This window comes from Pseudomonas sp. ICBG1301 (assembly GCF_016918385.1).
GTDB lineage: Bacteria > Pseudomonadota > Gammaproteobacteria > Pseudomonadales > Pseudomonadaceae > Aquipseudomonas > Aquipseudomonas palleroniana.
This window is the reverse complement of record NZ_JAEKGB010000003.1, coordinates 514,297-531,806: the sequence shown is the minus strand read 5'-3', so window position 1 is coordinate 531,806 and position 17,510 is coordinate 514,297. Positions and strand designations below refer to the sequence as shown.

At 61.2% G+C, this 17,510-nt stretch carries 13 protein-coding genes; 5 read left to right on the top strand and 8 right to left on the bottom strand.

Annotated elements, in window-relative coordinates:
- Positions 1-20 precede the first annotated feature (20 nt).
- Entirely contained in the window at positions 21-5,660 is a 5,640-nt protein-coding gene (locus JBE38_RS09555) for an NEL-type E3 ubiquitin ligase domain-containing protein (protein ID WP_205344182.1), read from the bottom strand.
- A 109-nt stretch (positions 5,661-5,769) separates the two neighbouring features.
- A complete protein-coding gene (locus JBE38_RS09550; protein ID WP_090367094.1) occupies positions 5,770-6,708 on the bottom strand; it encodes a DnaJ C-terminal domain-containing protein in 939 nt (312 codons plus the stop codon).
- Between the two features lie 239 nt (positions 6,709-6,947).
- On the opposite strand from JBE38_RS09550, the gene JBE38_RS09545 reads away from it, so the two are divergent.
- On the top strand, positions 6,948-8,216 hold the full coding sequence (locus JBE38_RS09545) for an Hsp70 family protein (protein WP_060755060.1): 1,269 nt from the start codon (positions 6,948-6,950) through the stop codon (positions 8,214-8,216).
- Positions 8,217-8,341: 125 nt separating this feature from the next.
- Here the strand turns inward: JBE38_RS09545 and JBE38_RS09540 are convergent, their stop codons facing one another.
- From JBE38_RS09540 to JBE38_RS09530, 3 genes are all read right to left on the bottom strand, one after another.
- A complete protein-coding gene (locus tag JBE38_RS09540) occupies positions 8,342-9,355 on the bottom strand; it encodes an AI-2E family transporter (protein WP_090367095.1) in 1,014 nt (337 codons plus the stop codon).
- Between the two features lie 110 nt (positions 9,356-9,465).
- On the bottom strand, positions 9,466-9,765 hold the full coding sequence (locus JBE38_RS09535; RefSeq protein ID WP_060755062.1) for a PsiF family protein: 300 nt from the start codon (positions 9,763-9,765) through the stop codon (positions 9,466-9,468).
- 71 nt (positions 9,766-9,836) lie between these two features.
- Positions 9,837-10,625, bottom strand: coding sequence for an AraC family transcriptional regulator (locus JBE38_RS09530; RefSeq protein WP_090367096.1), 789 nt, complete (start codon positions 10,623-10,625; stop codon positions 9,837-9,839).
- Positions 10,626-10,722: 97 nt separating this feature from the next.
- Here JBE38_RS09530 and JBE38_RS09525 point away from each other — a divergent pair, with 97 nt between their 5' ends.
- Positions 10,723-11,598, top strand: coding sequence for a DMT family transporter (locus JBE38_RS09525; protein WP_060755064.1), 876 nt, complete (start codon positions 10,723-10,725; stop codon positions 11,596-11,598).
- A 12-nt stretch (positions 11,599-11,610) separates the two neighbouring features.
- On the opposite strand, the gene JBE38_RS09520 is transcribed toward JBE38_RS09525, so the two are convergent.
- On the bottom strand, positions 11,611-12,501 hold the full coding sequence (locus JBE38_RS09520; protein ID WP_205344181.1) for an esterase/lipase family protein: 891 nt from the start codon (positions 12,499-12,501) through the stop codon (positions 11,611-11,613).
- A 171-nt stretch (positions 12,502-12,672) separates the two neighbouring features.
- Between JBE38_RS09520 and JBE38_RS09515 the strand changes: the two genes are divergently transcribed.
- A complete protein-coding gene (locus JBE38_RS09515) occupies positions 12,673-13,203 on the top strand; it encodes a ferritin-like domain-containing protein (RefSeq protein ID WP_060755068.1) in 531 nt (176 codons plus the stop codon).
- 185 nt (positions 13,204-13,388) lie between these two features.
- On the opposite strand, the gene JBE38_RS09510 is transcribed toward JBE38_RS09515, so the two are convergent.
- Entirely contained in the window at positions 13,389-15,458 is a 2,070-nt protein-coding gene (locus tag JBE38_RS09510) for an AsmA family protein (protein WP_090367099.1), read from the bottom strand.
- Positions 15,459-15,814: 356 nt separating this feature from the next.
- On the opposite strand from JBE38_RS09510, the gene JBE38_RS09505 reads away from it, so the two are divergent.
- Together JBE38_RS09505 and JBE38_RS09500 are read left to right on the top strand one after the other, a co-directional pair.
- Positions 15,815-16,186, top strand: coding sequence for a hypothetical protein (locus tag JBE38_RS09505; protein WP_060755070.1), 372 nt, complete (start codon positions 15,815-15,817; stop codon positions 16,184-16,186).
- 152 nt (positions 16,187-16,338) lie between these two features.
- Entirely contained in the window at positions 16,339-16,971 is a 633-nt protein-coding gene (locus tag JBE38_RS09500) for a TetR family transcriptional regulator (RefSeq protein WP_090367101.1), read from the top strand.
- A 5-nt stretch (positions 16,972-16,976) separates the two neighbouring features.
- Here the strand turns inward: JBE38_RS09500 and JBE38_RS09495 are convergent, their stop codons facing one another.
- Positions 16,977-17,474: a C40 family peptidase gene (locus JBE38_RS09495; RefSeq protein ID WP_205344180.1), complete on the bottom strand. Its 498-nt coding sequence runs from the start codon at positions 17,472-17,474 to the stop codon at positions 16,977-16,979.
- Positions 17,475-17,510: the final 36 nt, after the last annotated feature.

Genomic DNA, 17,510 nt, shown 5'->3' with positions numbered 1-17,510 from the left:
AGCGGCACTGAACTGCCGTCTCAGGCGGCGGCGTCGAGGGCTGCGACTTCCTGGCGTGATAAGGCCAGCAGCCGTTGGTTGCGCGTTGTGTCGAGTTCGATCTGCAGCGCGGTCACCGCCGCACCGTAGGCTTCGTCCAGGGCCTGATGCTCATCCTCCAGGCGCGAGCGACGCTGCTCGGACTCGCGCTCGAGGGTGTCGAACGACTCGGGGTATCTGGCCTTGAGGTAATCCACCCAGTAGCTGCGGCTGATCAGGTCTTCGTAAAACGGCTCGCCCTGTTCGGCCTGCTGTACGATTTCAATCGCCTGTTTCAGCACCTGACCCCGGATGGGCAGGCCGGAGAGCATGCCCTGCGGCTGCCCGGGCAAGTCCAGTGGGGCCTTGAGGCCAAGGCGGTATTCAAGGCGCACTTCGGCCTTGTCCACATGCGGCCCCGCCACCCCATCCGCCAGTTTCTCCACTTCGCCCAGGCGAAACAGGCGCCGCGACAGGTGCAGCAACGCCGCGCCTCTGGCCGGTAGGTCATGCGGGTCGATCGCCTGTACCGCCTGGTACTCGAACACCTTCACTTCCAGCTCGCTGAAGGTCAGCATGCGTCCGTCCGCGCAGGTACCGTGCGTGCTCGACAGGCTGAACAGCAATTGACGCAATTCGGTATTGGCAGTGGCGGCCTCGATCACCGTCCATACGCGGCGGGTCAGGTCGTCGGAGTCCGCGCGATAGTCTGCGGATAACCGCAGCCGGGCCAGCAAATGGAAAAACGCCTGGTTGTCGGGCTCGCTTGCCAATTGCAGCCACTGCTTACTGCGCACGTGATTTTCGGGCACAGACAAACTGAAGACCCAGGGCAACAACTCCGAAACACCGGAGTCATTCTGCGCAAGCACCTCGTAGCCTTGAGCAGATGACACATGAGTTCCCAAGGTCTCTTCATCGCTATCCGGTTCAATATCCGGCAGGGTCCTTGCGCGCTGCATCGGTCTCATTACACGAGGGCTGGACGGGGGGCTGCCGAGAGGCGAATCATCCGTGCTGTCAATGTGGTAGTCCGGCCGTGGAATCCCAGTCGCCCAATTCAAAGGCTCAGGCGTCGGAGCAAGCGGTGTCTCGTTCCTTTCTCTGACCCTGGACGGCCAAAGCATGGGCCTCGATGACGCACCCGATTCCGGCGTTTGCCTGTAGAGGGTATCCAGAGGCGGTACGCCGGAAAAGCTGTTGCGAAAATCGTAGTTCAACTGCCAAAGAGACCGCTCCGCTCCCATTACCAGCTCAGTCACATGGGAGAAATCACCGCTGAGGACAGGCAGGTCCCGCAGTTCGTCAGTGGGTACGCCGGAGAGGTCCAGGCCCGTGGAAAAACCTGATACGTCGTAGCGCTTCATCAAGCCTTCAACCCAACAAGCCATGAACATCCGCATCGTTTGTTGCCTGCCCGACCTCACCGCCACTGACGTCCCCCTGTCATGCCATTGCTCCAGTTCACGCAACTGCGCTGCGTATTCATCGCTGAACGCCTCGACGGCTTCGAAGCGGGCCTGGGCGTCCGGCCAGCGATCGACAATCCTGTCGATCAAGACATACAGACGCGAGCTCGGGTGGTACGTGACCGGCGCAATGAACTGGCCCATTCGCTCGATCTGGCCCATGGCATACCCGGCCACCATGTGCTCCAGGTCGACCTCGTGCTGGGGGTGGTTCTTGATGTACTCATAAGCCGGTTTGAAGTTTTCTCGCGTCAATTTCGACCAGTCCAGTGACAGGCCCGCCCAAAGCTTTTCATGCCCCGGCTGGAGCAGACGCGCAGGCAATTGCCGCACGGTCGAGTATTGCAAGTTCAGGCGTCCGAGTTGAGGCAGGTCCAACGCGCTTTCTGGAAAGTGGCCCTGGTGGGTGTCGGAAATCGTCAGTTCGCGCAGCTGGGTCAGCGGGCGAACGTCCAGATGATCGAACGAGGTGAGTACGCGATGCAGCTTCAGCGAACGCAGGTTGACCAGGCTCGCCACTTCGGCGGCCGCTTGGGGTTGGAATTCCACGAGGCCGTCGAGGGTCAGCGCCCTCAGCTCGGGCAGGCGATGCACGCCCGAGGGTAGATGGGGTACACGCTCCGAGGGCACATCCAGCCTGAGTTCGCGCACATTGGGAAAACGCTCCAGCATCTGGTTGATGTCGCGATCCGTTGGGGTATCCCCGCTAATCCGCAACTTACGCACATGGGAAAAATCGGCATCCAATAACGCCGGCAGTCGATCCTGGGCCGAGATTTCCAGTGCCGTATAGCGCGGGTCTTCGGCGGCCAGCGGCGCGTTGCGCCAACTGTCCTTGATGCTCAGGGCTGCGCGCTGCTTGCTTCTGCGGTTACCACCACGTGCGGCAACCCACTGGTCGAGCCTGGCTTCCAGGCGTTGCCATTCGCTCAGGCGATCATCAAGCAGGCTGAGAATTTGCGAGTTGCTCTTACCCGCGCGCAGTTGTTCGAGGATAAACCCGTTGGCCTGCTGCTCCGTCAGTTGCGGGTAAACGTCACGCACTCGTCTGACCAGTGCCGGCGCTTGCCCTTCCCCGCGACCACTGGCCGGGTAGCCCAAACGCATCCGGCCGATACGCTGCGGCGGTCGCAGGCGCGGCAGGCGCCTGTCGAGGACCTGCACCGCGTCGGCCGGGTGGGCGAGCGCATACTCGGTGATCGCCTGGCGCAACTCGGCACTGCGGGCCACCTCGGCAATGCCCAAGGCCTGGCGGGCGGCATCCGGCAAGGCATGCATCAACGACGGGTAAAAATTGTCGCTGTCCCTCGGTACGCTGTTGAGGGTTTCGCCACGCTCGTTGAAGGCCTGGTAGGACGGGCCTTTCTTGACCAGGTATTTGCGCTGCGTGGCACGGATGTCGCCAACGCCTGCAATTAACTGCCCATCGATGCCGCCGTCGCGGATTTCCAGGCGCAGGTCCTCCGGCCAGCCCGGCAATTGGCCCAGGGCATGCAGGGCCAGGCGTTTGCTGTCAGTGGCGGCCAGGTTGTCCATGTGCAATCCGGCCAGTGCTCGGCTGACGCGCCCCTGGCGTGCATGCCAACGTGATTGTTCCAACAGTGACAGAGGCGCGCGCGCAGTGCGCAGGCGGGTCAACTCTTCAGCAGAGGCGTGGTCCAGCACACTTTGCGCCGCCGGTTCACTTAAACCTGGGGTCAGGCGCTGCAGTTTCTGTACATCGGGGTCCTTGGCCGCTCGGCCTTGGTAGAGGCTTTCGAACAACGCCGGCTGGCGGGTACGGGCAAAGTCGGCCAACTGCTTGCGTAACTCCTCGGGCCGGGCGGCTTCGACACGGGCCGCTTCACCGCCCAGTAAACGGGTGACTTCCACCTCATCGAGGGACGCCAGAAGACGCACCGGCAGCTGGCCGCCGAGCACGTCGGCGCGGCTGATTTTGATCGGCGCCTTGGCCGTGCTCCCCGAAGGTAAATGCTGGCTGCCGTATTGAATCGAAGGGCCGCTCAGCTCGGCGCTCTCGAACACTTGCAGCACTCGCCCCACGGGCCAGCGCGGTAATTCGCAGACCAGTGCCGGGGCGTACAGGTAACGCTCATCGATCGGCTGCTTGCCCTCCAACTGCGCCAAGACCTGCTGCACGCCTCGTTCGGCCTCGAACAGACGCAGGGTATCGTCCAACTCAGGCGGCGGCGCGGCGTTGTCCAGATGCATCTTGCGCAGGCTGCTGTCGCTGACCCCGCTGATATCGGCGGCCCTGAGCAACGCGTCGTCACTGTAGCCTTCGACAATCGGCCCCATACGCCGCAGTAACGTCAGGCGGTCCCACGCCAGCGGCTGCTCATGCACCTGGCGCCAGGCACCGGCGCCGTTATGCACCAGTGGCGGTTGATAGGCCAGTGCATCACTGGGGTGTTGGATGCGCCAGCGCTGCGTCGACTCATCAAAGGCGTGCTCGACCACCTTGTCGCCCAGGCGCAGATAATGTTTGCCGGCGACTGCATACTGCCCCAGCGGGTTGGCCTGGCCCTCAAGCTTGAGGTCCTGGTGATACACCGACAGGTCCGCCCGCCACAGCTTTTGCTTGCCGTCGGCCAGGATCACCGGCCTGAGCGCATCCACCACGCCGGACATTTGCACTTGGGGCAGTACCGTAGCGCCGGTGGCAAGCATGGCCACGTTCAGCGCAATACTGGAAAAGTGCGCCCACATTTCGCGGATTTCGCTTTGTTCGTAGGCTTCGATGCCTTCATACACTTCTTCGCACATCTGCACCGCGCCCACCGCCAGCATGATCGGCCCCAGGCCCGGCACCACAAAGGAGGCCAGGTTGAACACGCTGACCACGGCGTCCTTGAATCCCTGCATTCGCGCTGCCCGGGCCTTGGCGTCTTCGTCATCGGTGGGCACTGCCACGGCGCGGGCATCGGCAAGGATCTTGTCGACACTGGCCTGGTAGCGGTGCTGCCACAGATCGCCCTTGATGGTCGCTTCGCCCATCCGCCAGTCAGGCGGTTGAGGCAGCCGCGACGACTGATACAACGCATTGAGCTGTCGGAAGAACTCACCTTGTTGAGACACCGGCACGAACCGGCTGAAATAGCGCCGGTACTCCGTATCTTTCAAGCGGCCACCCAGGTCGGCCAGGAACTCGTACAGGTTGGCGTACTCCTTCAGCGGCTGCTGCGGGTCATCGGGCAGATACACCGCCAGGCGCTCAACGCGCGCCGCACGGATGCGCGAGGGGCCGATCAGCAGCGGGCCGACCAGTTCCACCTCGAGCAACTGCAGGTTGGCGAAAGTGACGGGGCGACTGTCCAGCGTCGGGGCGGCATTGGCGGCCAGGACCTGCTTGAGCATCTGGTAAACAGCGCTGCTGATCCCTGCGCCGACCAGGTCGCTGTCGGGCTTCTTGGCAAATTGCTGCCAGGCGATTTCAGTGCTGAGCGCCAATTGCTGGCGCTGGTGCTCCTGCAACTGACCGGCGAGCGCCTGGCGTTCAATCACCCCCCTGGGTTGCAGGATGGTCTTGATGTGCTGTTGATACTGGCGGCCCAGATCCAGGCTGCGGCACAGCTTGGCGAACGCGGCGGACGCAATGGGTTTGGCCTGGGAGTTGACCGCTGCGAAGTCGGCAATGACCTCACCGTCGTAGTCACTCCAACCGGTGATGATTTCGCAATCGGCGCAACGCGCCGGGTGTTCTTCTTCGGGCAGGAAGTTGGCCAGCGCCACCTCCAACAACGATACGCCCCGGTACTCCTCATCCAGCGGCGATGTGCGGGTGCGGTCAAAGCTGAAAAAACCATAGAAGTCATTACGGGCGCCGGGCGCGAATTTGCGCGCCAGGTAGACGTTGCGCACGTCTATATCGAGCTTGAAACGCTCCTTGATCGCGGCCTTGAGCAGCGGTTCGGCGAATGCCTGGACATCCTGGATCGTCGCAAGCGTAGCGTCGACCTGATTGAAGACCGTGCGGTATTTGGCATGGCTGGCGGCCAAGGCGCTTTTTTGTGCGGCGGTGGCCTTGATGTACCAGGCGGGGATGACCAGGGCATGGTCGGCCAGTGCTTGCTGGCGGGGCAGGCGAGCCTGGGAAAACCAGGGCGGGATGGCGCGCGTGAGGAAAGCGCCGTGAATGCCGGATGAAACGGCAGGGCGGGTGACGTCGGGCATGGTGTCGCTCCAATAGATGGGAGCGCTAGCACATCACGTCAATCGCGGCGGTCGGGCGTAGATAGTTGTCGCCATGCAGCGCCCCCCCGCCGGGGCGCTGCACTGAGGGTCAGAAGTTTTCGCGCGGGTTGAACGCGGCTTTCTGCGCCAGCTCTTGCCACAGCGCCTTGACCTCATCGTCAGCCGCCTTCGGCATCACCGCCTTGAGCTGCACGAACAGGTAACCCCGCTGCCCGGCCTTGTTCAGCAAACCGTGGCCCTTGGCGCGCATGCGCTGGCCATTTTGGCTGCCGGCCGGCACCTTGAGGTTGATCTTGCCGGTGAGGGTCGGCACCGCTACCTCGGCACCCAGCGCCAATTCCCATGGCGCCAGCGGCAGGTTGATCACCAGGTTTTCGCCGTCCACTTCAAATTTGGCGTGCGGCGCGAACTTGATGATCAGGTACAGGTCGCCATTGGCCCCGCCGCCAATACCCGGTGCGCCCTGCGCCTTGAGGCGGATGCGCTCGCCGTCGGCCACGCCGGCGGGGATCTTCACATTCAGACTCTTGGTGGTGTTGCTGACGTGACGGCCCGAGGCGTCGTATTGCGGCACCTGGAAGTTGATCTGCTTGGACTCGGCAGACAGCGTCTCCTCGAGGGACACCGTCAGTTGCATCTCCACGTCCTGGCCTTTACGCCCGGCAGGTCGGCGCTGGCCACCGCCGAAAGCGTCGCCACGCGAGCCGAAGATCGAACTGAAGAAGTCCGAAAAATCGCCCGCATCCTGGCCGCCGCCGAAACCGCCACGGCTCTGCCAGCCCGGCGGCCCCTGAAACGGCTGGCCATGCTGGCCGTACTTGCGCAGTTCATCGTACTCGGCACGTTTGTCGGCGCTTTTGAGCGCCTCGTAGGCTTCGGACGCGTCTTTGAATTTCTCCTCGGCGTCTTTTTCCTTGCTCACATCAGGGTGATATTTGCGCGCGAGCTTGCGATAAGCGGCCTTGATTGCCTTGTCGTCCGCGCTCGGCTCAACGCCCAATATCTTGTAGTAGTCTTTGAAATCCATCGGCGGTTCACCATCCTAAATCGGGATCGCACAGCCCGGGGCACAACGTGCGCTGCTTTGCACCTGTTGAGTCTTGTGGCCTGGGAGTGCGTCAAAGTGTTATCGGCGCTTGCCGTATGCAACAGATGTGGGGGCAAATTGCGCACTTTCAAGCACGATTTAACAGAGCGTTGGCCTACGCATCCGCCTTCGACTGGCATACACTGCGCGGCCGTTTTTTCGACCGGAACCCGATAGACATGAACAGCCCCTCCCCAGCCCGTGCCTGCGGCATCGACTTCGGCACGTCCAACTCCACCGTCGGCTGGATCCGCCCCGGCATGGAAACGCTCATCGCGCTGGAAGACGACAAGATTACCCTGCCGTCGGTGGTGTTCTTCAACATCGAGGAACGTCGTCCGGTCTACGGCCGCCTGGCCCTGCACGAGTACCTCGAGGGCTACGAAGGCCGTTTGATGCGCTCGCTCAAGAGCCTGCTGGGCTCCAAGCTGATCAAGCACGACACCAGCGTGCTGGGCACTGCGATGCCGTTCAAGGACTTGCTGGGCCTGTTTATCGGCCAGCTCAAGAATCGCGCCGAAGCCACCGCCGGCCGCGAGTTCGAGGAAGTTGTGCTGGGCCGCCCGGTGTTCTTCGTCGATGACGACCCGCTGGCCGACAAAGAAGCCGAAGACACTCTGGTGGAGGTGGCGCGTAAGCTGGGCTTCAAGGAAGTCTCGTTCCAGTACGAACCGATTGCGGCGGCATTCGACTACGAGTCCACCATCGAAAAAGAAGAGTTGGTGCTGATCGTCGACATCGGCGGCGGTACTTCAGACTTTTCCCTGGTGCGCCTGAGCCCGGAACGCCGCACCGTCGATAATCGCCACGCCGACATCCTCGCCACCGGCGGCGTGCATATCGGCGGCACCGACTTCGACAAACAACTGTCGCTGGCCGGCATGATGCCGTTGTTCGGCTACGGCAGCCGCATGAAAAGCGGTGCCTATATGCCCACCAGCCACCACATGAACCTGGCGACTTGGCACACCATCAACTCGGTGTACTCGCAAAAATCCCAGCTGGCGCTGGGCAGCATGCGCTACGACATCGAAGACACCGGCGGCATCGACCGGCTGTTCAAGCTGATCGAACAGCGTGCCGGCCACTGGTTGGCGATGGAAGTGGAAGAGACCAAGATCCAGCTGACCCACGAAGAAAACCGCCATGTGCCACTGGACCGTATCGAAAAAGGCCTGAGCGTCGACCTCAGCCGTGCCTTGTTCGAGTCGTCCATCGACAGCCTGCTGGAGCGGGTGCGCGGTAGCGTGACGCAGTTGCTCAACGACGCCTGCGTAGGCGTCGAACAGGTGGACACGGTGTTCTTTACCGGCGGTTCCAGCGGTATTCCGGCACTGCGCCAGAGCATCTCGGCGATGCTGCCGAAGGCGCGGCATGTGGAAGGGAATATCTTCGGCAGTATCGGCAGTGGGCTGGCGATTGAAGCCAGCAAGCGGTACGGCTACTGAGTTTCAGCTGAAAGACCGTGGCGCCCTCATCGGGAGCAAGCCCCCTCCCACACTTGAATGTGTACACTCGTCAAAGTGTGGGAGGGGGCTTGCTCCCGATGGGGCCGGCCCAGACAGCACAAGCCTTAAACCATCCCCCCGAGCTTCAGCTCACTCTTGAGATACGCGTAGTAAATCGGCCCCGCTACAACGCCCGGCAAGCCGAACGCCGCCTCGAATACCAACATCGCCAACAGCAGCTCCCATGATTTGGCGCTGATCTGCCCGCCCACAATGCGCGCGTTGAGAAAGTACTCGACCTTGTGGATCACGATCAGATACCCCAACGCCGCGACCGCCACCCAAATCGACAGCGACAACGCCACGATCGTGATCAGGGTGTTGGACAGCAGGTTGCCGATCACCGGCAGCAGGCCCAGCAGGAAGGTCAGCACGATCAGGGTCTTGGTCAACGGCAGGTGGATGCCGCACAAAGGCAGCACCACGGCCAGGAACACGGCGGTGAAGGCGGTGTTGAGCGCGGCGATCTTGATCTGGGCGAAGACGATGTTGCGAAACGCCTGGACCAGCAGGTGCAGACGGTCGAACAGCGCGGCGGCCAGGGGTTTGCGTTTGGTCAGGTCGGGCACGCGCTGCAAGGCGATGATCGCACCGAGCACCATACCGATCAGCAGGGTGACGAACATGTGGGCGGCATCTTTGCCCACCAGTTGCAGTTCGCTCAGGTGTTTGCTCAGCCAGTCGCCGATGGCCACGCGGAACTCGGCGGCGCTGGCGGGCAAGTAGGCATCGAGGAACGGCGGCAACTGGCCGCGTGCGCGGTCGACCACCCCCATGAATTTGTCGAGGGAAGCCCCGGGGTTTTCCGCTTCGTGGAGCAGGAAGCTGATGGCACCGGCGAAGATCAGCGTCAGAACGCTGACGATCAATGTGCCGAGCAAGGCCACCGCGAGCCAACGCGCACGTCGCCCTTCGATCAGCCGTTGCAATTGCGGGGTGAGCATATTGACCAGCTCATACACCAGCAAACCCGCCAGCAGGCTAGGCAGTAGTTTCAATGGCAGGACCAGCAGCAACCCGCCGAAAATGATGATGCAACTGACCAGCAACAATACGTGACGCTGAGAAAACGTTGGCATACAGCCTCAAAACGAACGACGTTAAAGGATGTTGCTGCCGGAACGAAGTCGCTCGCCCCGGCAGCAGAGGGCTGTGTGCGAGTGTCGCAGCCTTCTATGGCTTGGGGCTATTACTTCTTCAGGCAAGTGCTCATAAAAGTCTTGCGCGCATCGCCGGTCAAGGCCTGGGTTTTCGCCGTGGCATTGCAGTCTTTCATCTTTTGCTGCTGAGGGGTCAGGGTTTTCGCAGCCGGAGCCGGGGCGGCCTTGAGGCATGTGCTCATGAAGGCTTTGCGCTCATCGCCCTTGAGCGCCTTGGTCGTGGCATCGGCGTTACAGGTGGTCATTTTGTTTTGCTGAGCGGTCTCGGCAAAGCTCTGGGAACACAGCAACAAACCGATCATCAACAGCGGAACACGCAACATCTTCATGGAGTTTTCTCCCTGTTACCGTGCCGAAGGGGCACGGCCTACGAGCAGTGTAGCCAAAACCTGTTACATCTTCAGCGTCCGCGAATATTTGACCGACGGTACTGCTCCGGCGTGCAACCGGCGTGGCGCTGGAACATGGCGATGAAGGCCGACGCGGTGCTGTAGCCGAGGTCAAAAGCGACGTGTTGCACACTGCGTTCGCTGTCCAGCGCCTCGATGGCGGCCAGGTAGCGCAAACGCTGGCGCCACTCACCGAAGCTCATGCCCAACTCCCGCACAAATTGCCGCGCCAGGGTGCGCTCGCTGACGTGCACGTGCTCGGCCCATTGTGCCAACGGCCGATTATCGCCGGGCTCGGCTTGCATGCCTTCCAACACACTCAACAGCCCGGGATGGCGTGCGTAAGGCAGAAAGCAATCGTGGATCGGTGCTTGCTTGAGCTGGTCGACCAGCACCTGGGCCAGGCGAATATCAGCGTCGGCCTGCGGGATATTGACGCCGCGCTGGGCGAAATCGCGCAGGATGGCCTTGAGGATGTCACTGATGGCCAGGGTGCACGGCTGCGCAGGGAGTTGCTCGCAGAGCTCCGGGGCCAGGCCCACCGAATGGTAGACGATCGCCTCGGCATTGTAGGAACTGTGCTCGGTATGCGGCGGCACCCACACCGCATACTGCGGGGGCGACATGAAGCGGCTGCCCGCCACCTCCATGCGCATGACGCCGCTGGCGGAATAATCCAGCGATCCCCAGAAGTGCTCGTGTGGGGTGCACTCGGTATCGGGGGCGAAATCGGAGTAACGGAAGTACACGGGGCTTGGCAGCTGGCGGAAATCCGCGAGGCGTACGGTATGTCTGGCCATGTTGTCTGGATACAAGGGTCGGTTGTCTGGTTTGCAGTATAAGCCGCTATCCAGACAGCGGATAATCGCGCCTCGTCAATACACCAGGTTTCTCTCGATGCAATACGCGTATCCCCTGCTGGCCATTTTTATCTGGGCCGGCAACACCGTTGTCAACAAACTGGCCGTGGGCTCGATTTTCCCGTCGGAGATCGGCTTTTATCGCTGGCTGCTGGCGGCACTGTTGTTCACCCCGTTCATGCTCAAGCCGGTGATTGCCCATTGGTCGAACATCCGCCCGAACCTGGGCAAGGTCTTTATCCTCGGCGTGCTCGGCATGGCCGTGTACCAGAGCCTGGCGTACTACGCAGCGTCCCTGACGAGCGCGACCAACATGGGCATCATCTTGTCGTTGATGCCGTTGATGGCACTGACCGCCGCGATCATCAGCCTCGGCCAGCGTCTCACCTTCGGCGCCCTTACCGGTGCGGTGCTGTCATTTGCCGGCGTGGTCGTGGTGGTGTCGGCCGGCAGCCTGGGCGCGCTGCTGCAACATGGGGTCAACCTGGGCGACGGCATGATGCTGGTGGCCACGCTCGCCTACGCGGTCTACAGCACCCTGTTGAAAAAATGGCAGTTGCGCCTGCCACCGCTGGTGTTGCTGTATCTGCAAGTGCTGGTGGCCGTGGTAGTGCTGTTTCCGCTGTTCCTGTTCTCGGCCAAGGCCGGCTTGGGCTGGGCGAATATTCCACTGGTGCTGTACGCCTGCTTGCTGGCTTCGATGCTCGCGCCGTTGGCCTGGATGCACTCGGTGAAGACCCTGGGCCCCAGCCGCACCACGCTGTTTTTCAACCTGCTGCCGTTGATCACGGCGCTGATCGCAGCGTTGGTATTGAAAGAAGAGTTGGCGCTGTATCACTTGGTGGGCGGTTTGCTGACGTTGGGTGGGGTGATTCTGTCGGAGCGCTGGACCACACCGGTCAGGGCGGCCTGAACTCATCACGCTTTAAACCCCGGCATCCTTCAAGCGCCGCGCATGCTCGACAAACAAGCGGATAGGCTCGGCGCCCTTGCCCACCAGGCCCATGGATTGGTTGACGATATCGAAGTGATCCAAGGCATAGTCGTCACCGATCACCACCCCCAGGTGCGAGCTGTAGCGCCCGACCATGCCGTCGCACTGGCCCTTTTCCCGCACAAAGCTGCGGGCGAACAAGCGGCAGCTTCGATGGCTCCCGTCGAACAGGTTGCGCCCCCGGTCGGTGATGCCCGGCTGCAAGGTGCCCGACCACGAGTAATAGCGCACACCGTTGACCTCCTCCGGGCCCTGCCCGCCCCATGCCTGGGGTAGCCCCTGTGGGTACTGGCGATTGAACAGCGTTACGCCCTCGCTAGTCAGTGACTGATGCGAGGCGCGCAGATCCGCCTTGAAGCGCGGCCCGCGATAGCCGGTCTCCAGCACGCCCATGCCCCAGGCGACCAGATGAAACAGCGAGCTGATGATGCGACCTTTTACACCCTCGGGCGGGTAATGGAGATGGAAATGGTCGGCCAGTTCCGAGCCGTGGTTGGGGCCGGCCACCGAGGTCACCGAGGCCACCCATTCCGTGTGCTTGGCCGCTGCATAGCGAGCAGTGAGCGCGCCCTGGCTGTGGCCGATCAGGTTGACCTTGTCGGCGCCGGTCTCACGGCGAATGCGCTCGATGTGCACCAGCAATTGCTCGCCGCGCACCTCGCTGGAATCGAGCGGCGCGACTTGCACAGGAAAGACCTGCGCCCCGCCCGCCTGCAGCGCCGGGACTATGCCGTACCAGTATGGAAACCCGCCCAGGCGCACAAAGCCCAGCATGCCGGGGACCAATACCAGGGGGTAACGCGTGGCCAACGAATGCGACATGAGGCAAGTTTCCTCGAAACCCAATGCCTGCAGCCTAGCCCAGCCTCAAGTCCGACTTATGACGCTGTCGATAAATCCGATAAAACTTTTGCCCTTGCCTGGGACTCACAACTGGACGCGATCACGCCGGCAGAGCGTGGCGCAACACCGGATTAGTACCAGGAGATCGAGATGACCCAAGCAAATTTGACCGACGTCGCCACCCTGCGCAGCCGCGCCCGCCAGAACGTCGAAAACGGTGCCGTCACCGAAGGCTACGATGCCGACCGCGAAGAAATCATCCGCTTGCTCAACGCCTCGTTGGCCACTGAATTGGTCTGCGTACTGCGCTACAAGCGTCACTACTTCATGGCCAGCGGTATCAAAGCCTCCGTCGCCGCCGATGAATTCCTTGAACACGCGACCCAGGAAGCCGAGCACGCCGACAAACTTGCCGAACGCATTGTGCAGCTGGGCGGTGAGCCGGAGTTCAACCCGGACCTGCTGACGAAAAACTCCCACGCCCAGTACGTGGCCGGCAACTCGCTGAAAGAGATGGTCTACGAAGACCTGGTGGCCGAGCGTATCGCAGTGGACAGCTACCGCGAAATCATCCAGTACATCGGCGATAAAGACCCGACCACCCGCCGCCTCTTCGAAGAAATCCTCGCCCAGGAAGAAGAGCATGCCGACGACATGGCCGACATTCTGGAAAGCCTGTAACCCGGCAACATGCATGGCCAATATGGGAGGGGGCTTGCCTTAATGCCAGTCAGCTAAGGCTTAACGCTGTCTCTGTGGGAGGGGGCTTGCTCCCGATGAGGGTGAATCAGTCGATATCGCAATTGACTGACTCACCGCCATCGGGAGCAAGCCCCCTCCCACATTTTGGATGGAGATTGGGTGCCTTAACCTTTTACGGTTTTCGGCGCCTTGCCTTCCTTCATCTGCTGCAGCAACGGCGCGCACTGGTTGGGTTCATCGCCACTCGGTGCGACCAACGCCAGCAACCCCGCAGCGGGCCCCGCGATCACACCCAGCGCCACCATCCCCGCCCCCCGCAAGGCCAGCGGAATGGCTTTTACCCCGGCGTTGGGCTTGATGAACGGCCCATTGACGTACAACGGTGAACGCAGGGAGAACAGGCGGAAGCCTTTCGATTCCGGCGTGATGGTCAGGTCCAACTGCTCCGTGGCCATATTCGCCGTGCCATCGATGTAGATGATGGCGTTCTCGGTATCGAACACAAACAGCCGCGTGGTCGCCAAGCCGGTCTTGATGCCGAAATCGGCCGCCGCGCAATTGATCTTCACTTCCTTGTCGCCGAACAAGCGACCCACCACGTAATTGCCCACGTTAAGCCCGGCGATCTCCATCAGGCCACGGCTGATGGCGCCATCGTTGATCAACATCTTCAAGTCGCCGTTGGAGGTGCCCAGCAGCGCCGCCACGGAGTTGCCGCGCCCGGCGATATCCGCGTCGCCGTTGAGTTCACCAAAGCTGGTTTTCATCGGTTCGAAGGTGGGGAATAACTGCTTGAGCTTGAAGTTGCGCGCGGTGAGTTTGGCGCGGCCTTCCATCGGTGTGGTGCGGCCGTTCAGGCGAATCTGCGCATCCAGCTTGCCGCCCGCCACGCCGAAACGCAGGGGTTCGAGGCTGAGCTGGCCGTCATTGAGCACCAGATGCGTATAGAGGTCGGTGAAGGGCAGCTCGGCACTGTGCACGATGCGTTTGCCGGTGAACTCCACGTCGGCATCCATATCGTGCCAGCGGTCGGTGCGGAACTCTTCCACCGGCAGGACCTTAGTTGCCGGCTGCTTGCTCGCGCCGCCACGGGCTTTCTGCTTGGCATTGGAGTCCGCGCCGATCAAGGGCGCGAGGTCGGCCATCAACAGTTGGTTGGAGAGCAAAGTGCCCGTGAGCTTTGGCCGTGGCTGGCTGGCTACATAGCCCAGGTCGCCGTGGATATCGCTGTTGCCGATCTTGCCGTTGAAGTTTTCGTAGCGAAAGGACGCGCCGCTGGCTTCATGCAGCTTGGCGATCAGGTGACCGTCGGTGGAATAGGCCGGGGAGTCCGGCAGGGTTACGCCGGTCAACGGGTACAGGTTGCCCAGGCTGCTGCCGGAGAGTTTCAGGCGCAGGTCAAGGGCGCCGAGGTTCAGCGGATCGGTGAGGGTGCCGGCCAGCGCTATACGGGTGTCGGCCACCTGCACCTGGGCCTGCAACGGGAATGGCTTGGCGGCGTCCTGCAACGCCAGCAGGCCACCGATCTTGCCGGTGCCGTCGAGTTTCTGGCCGTGATACTGGCCTTTGACCTTGAGCCCGAACGCATAGTCCTGGGGCGCCGAGCCTTTTTCCAGGGCCTTCTTGGCATCGGCATCGCCGACAATCTCACCGAAAGGGATGGGTTTACCCAGTGGATCGATGATGACGTCCAGCTGGGTCTTGAGGGTTTGGTCGTCAAGGGTCACATGACCTTTGTCGAAGCCGATGGCACCGATGTCCACCACCCAGCTCGAAGGTTCGGCATTCGGATCCTTGGGGTCGAACTTGAACGTCCAGTTGGCGCGGCCATCGGCCAGGCGTTGCAAGTCGGCACTCGGCTCAGTGAGGTCGATACGCGGGATCACCACGCGCTGCACCAGCAACGCCAGCGGCGAAATACGCAACTCGACTTTCTTGAGCGTGACCATCTGCGGCTTTTTCGACCAGTCGGGGTTGCCCAGGGTCAGGTCTTCGGCGATCACATGAGGCCACGGTACCCAGGCGCGCCAACCACCTTCATCGGGCTCACGCTGCCACACCACCGCGAGGTTGCCGTTGATGGCGAACGGGCGATGCAGTTCTTCGGAGACTTTGGCATTGAGGGGCGGCTTGATACGGTTCCAGTCAAAGAATGCCAGGACCACTACCACCACGGCGATTAACAGAACGAAGCTGGCGCAGCTCCAAACCACAATTTTACGAGTGCGCGTCATTGCACAGGACTCCTGAATACGACTGGCAAGGCAGCTCCTTTGGAGCCGCTTATAAAGCTGTGACTGGCAAACCGCCTGGGGGTTTAACCGGTCTGCGGTTTTAGCCGCAAAAAGCTATTTTTCTGACCGAACAGACAATTTCCATCATCAACGGCGCACCATTGTTACCCGTGTTCGTGTCGAAAATACCCACCACGGTGCAAAAGCGCGGGCTGGAGAGGCCCGCGCTAGAGCCTCTGCACGGAACAATCAATTCCGTTGATTATTACCATTGTGTTTATGAACTTTTATATCGACTTATCAAGAGTAGCATTAGCCCTGTACCCAATTTATCGCCCTCCCAAGGAGCAACTATCATGAAACGCCAAATACTCGCTACCGTACTGCTGTCCGTCCTGGCTTCCAGTGCTTTTGCCTTGCCAGCCGCCGAACAAGCGACTCCACAGAACAAAGCCCAAGCGGTGCAATCCAGCCAAACCCTGGCCCGCAGCGGTTCGCAAGAAGACGAAAATCGCGACTACGCCAAAGGCGCTGTGGCTGAAAATGGTTCGGAACACGCCAACAAACGCGCCTACACCGAAGGCGTTGCTGAAGGTGGCTATGATCGCCTGCAAGAGAAAGGTTTGGTAGAAGGCGGCGCAGAGCAAGCCAACAAACGTGCTTACACCGACGGCGTTGCTGAAGGTGGTGCAGACCGTCTGCAAGAACTGCATCAAGCACAGAGCTAAGCCCGTGGTGGCCCAGAAAAAAGCCCGATCAGCCGATCGGGCTTTTGCTTTTATATAGACCGCGTCACGCATTGTTCTCGCCAAGTTCGACGCCGGCAAAGCGCTTTTGCTAGAGTGCGTCGCTGTACTTGCCGACTTAAGCCCTCCCGCCCATGCTGCCCCGCGCCGAACAGAAGCAACAGACCCGCCTAGCCCTGATGGACGCAGCCCGCCATCTGATGGAGGGTGGCCGAGGGTTTGGCAGCCTGAGCCTGCGCGAAGTGGCCAAGAAGGCGGGGATCGTGCCTACCGGCTTCTACCGTCACTTTGCCGATATGGACCAGCTAGGCCTGGTGTTGGTGAGTGAAGTGGGCCAGACCTTCCGCGCCACGATTCGCCTGGTACGCCACAACGAATTCGTGATGGGCGGCATTATTGACGCCTCGGTACGTATCTTTCTGGACGTGGTGTCGGCCAATCGCTCACAGTTCCTGTTTCTGGCACGCGAGCAATACGGTGGTTGCCTGGCCGTGCGCCAAGCCATCGGCGCACTGCGCGAAGACATCACCCGCGACCTGGCGGCGGACCTCACCCTGATGCCCAAGCTGCAACACCTGGATGCCGAAGGCTTGCATGTGATGGCCGACTTGATCGTCAAGAGCGTCTTCGCCACCCTGCCCGACATCATTGACCCACCCGCCCATGCGTTGCCCGCGCACCTCACGCCCCAGGCAAAAATCACCCAGCAATTGCGCTTTATCTTTATCGGCTTGAAGCACTGGCAAGGCCTGGGCAGCACCGAATGACGCCATCAGCCCGCTGAGTGAAAGCGCTTGGCCGTGGTGTAGTTCTTGTTCCAGTAGCGGTTGCTCAACGAGTCGATGCGGACGTTCTTGCCGGTGCGCGGTGAATGGATGAATTTACCCTCGCCTATATAAAGGCCGACATGGCTGACCTGACCGCGCCCATTGCCTTTGAAAAACACCGCGTCGCCAGGCTTGAGGGCGTTGCGTTTGATGGTTGGAGCCGAGGAGCGGTGCATCGCGGCCGTGGTGCGGGGTATCTGGATCTGGGCTTCTGTCTTGAACAGGTAGACCAGGAAGCTGCTGCAATCGAAGCCCTGTTGCACTGACGTGCCCCCCCATTTGTACGGCGTGCCCAATAGTTCATGAGCGCGGTCGACGATATCGTCGATTGCCGTTTCCTTCAGCGAGGTACTGAAGCTGGGGTGGGGCTGCAACGAAGCCGAAGCCGATGAGATGACAAAAGACAGGCTGATGAGTACTAAACAACACAATGATCTAAACATAATGAACGTCGCAGTGGATTAAACACGACGCACAGC

Excerpts from the sequence above, each read along its gene's own strand:
- JBE38_RS09555 (WP_205344182.1), bottom strand. The coding sequence starts at position 5,660 with ATGCCCGACGTCACCCGCCCTGCCGTTTCATCCGGCATTCACGGCGCT.
- JBE38_RS09550 (WP_090367094.1), bottom strand. The coding sequence starts at position 6,708 with ATGGATTTCAAAGACTACTACAAGATATTGGGCGTTGAGCCGAGCGCG.
- JBE38_RS09545 (WP_060755060.1), top strand. The coding sequence starts at position 6,948 with ATGAACAGCCCCTCCCCAGCCCGTGCCTGCGGCATCGACTTCGGCACG.
- JBE38_RS09540 (WP_090367095.1), bottom strand. The coding sequence starts at position 9,355 with ATGCCAACGTTTTCTCAGCGTCACGTATTGTTGCTGGTCAGTTGCATC.
- JBE38_RS09535 (WP_060755062.1), bottom strand. The coding sequence starts at position 9,765 with ATGAAGATGTTGCGTGTTCCGCTGTTGATGATCGGTTTGTTGCTGTGT.
- JBE38_RS09530 (WP_090367096.1), bottom strand. The coding sequence starts at position 10,625 with ATGGCCAGACATACCGTACGCCTCGCGGATTTCCGCCAGCTGCCAAGC.
- JBE38_RS09525 (WP_060755064.1), top strand. The coding sequence starts at position 10,723 with ATGCAATACGCGTATCCCCTGCTGGCCATTTTTATCTGGGCCGGCAAC.
- JBE38_RS09520 (WP_205344181.1), bottom strand. The coding sequence starts at position 12,501 with ATGTCGCATTCGTTGGCCACGCGTTACCCCCTGGTATTGGTCCCCGGC.
- JBE38_RS09515 (WP_060755068.1), top strand. The coding sequence starts at position 12,673 with ATGACCCAAGCAAATTTGACCGACGTCGCCACCCTGCGCAGCCGCGCC.
- JBE38_RS09510 (WP_090367099.1), bottom strand. The coding sequence starts at position 15,458 with ATGACGCGCACTCGTAAAATTGTGGTTTGGAGCTGCGCCAGCTTCGTT.
- JBE38_RS09505 (WP_060755070.1), top strand. The coding sequence starts at position 15,815 with ATGAAACGCCAAATACTCGCTACCGTACTGCTGTCCGTCCTGGCTTCC.
- JBE38_RS09500 (WP_090367101.1), top strand. The coding sequence starts at position 16,339 with ATGCTGCCCCGCGCCGAACAGAAGCAACAGACCCGCCTAGCCCTGATG.
- JBE38_RS09495 (WP_205344180.1), bottom strand. The coding sequence starts at position 17,474 with ATGTTTAGATCATTGTGTTGTTTAGTACTCATCAGCCTGTCTTTTGTC.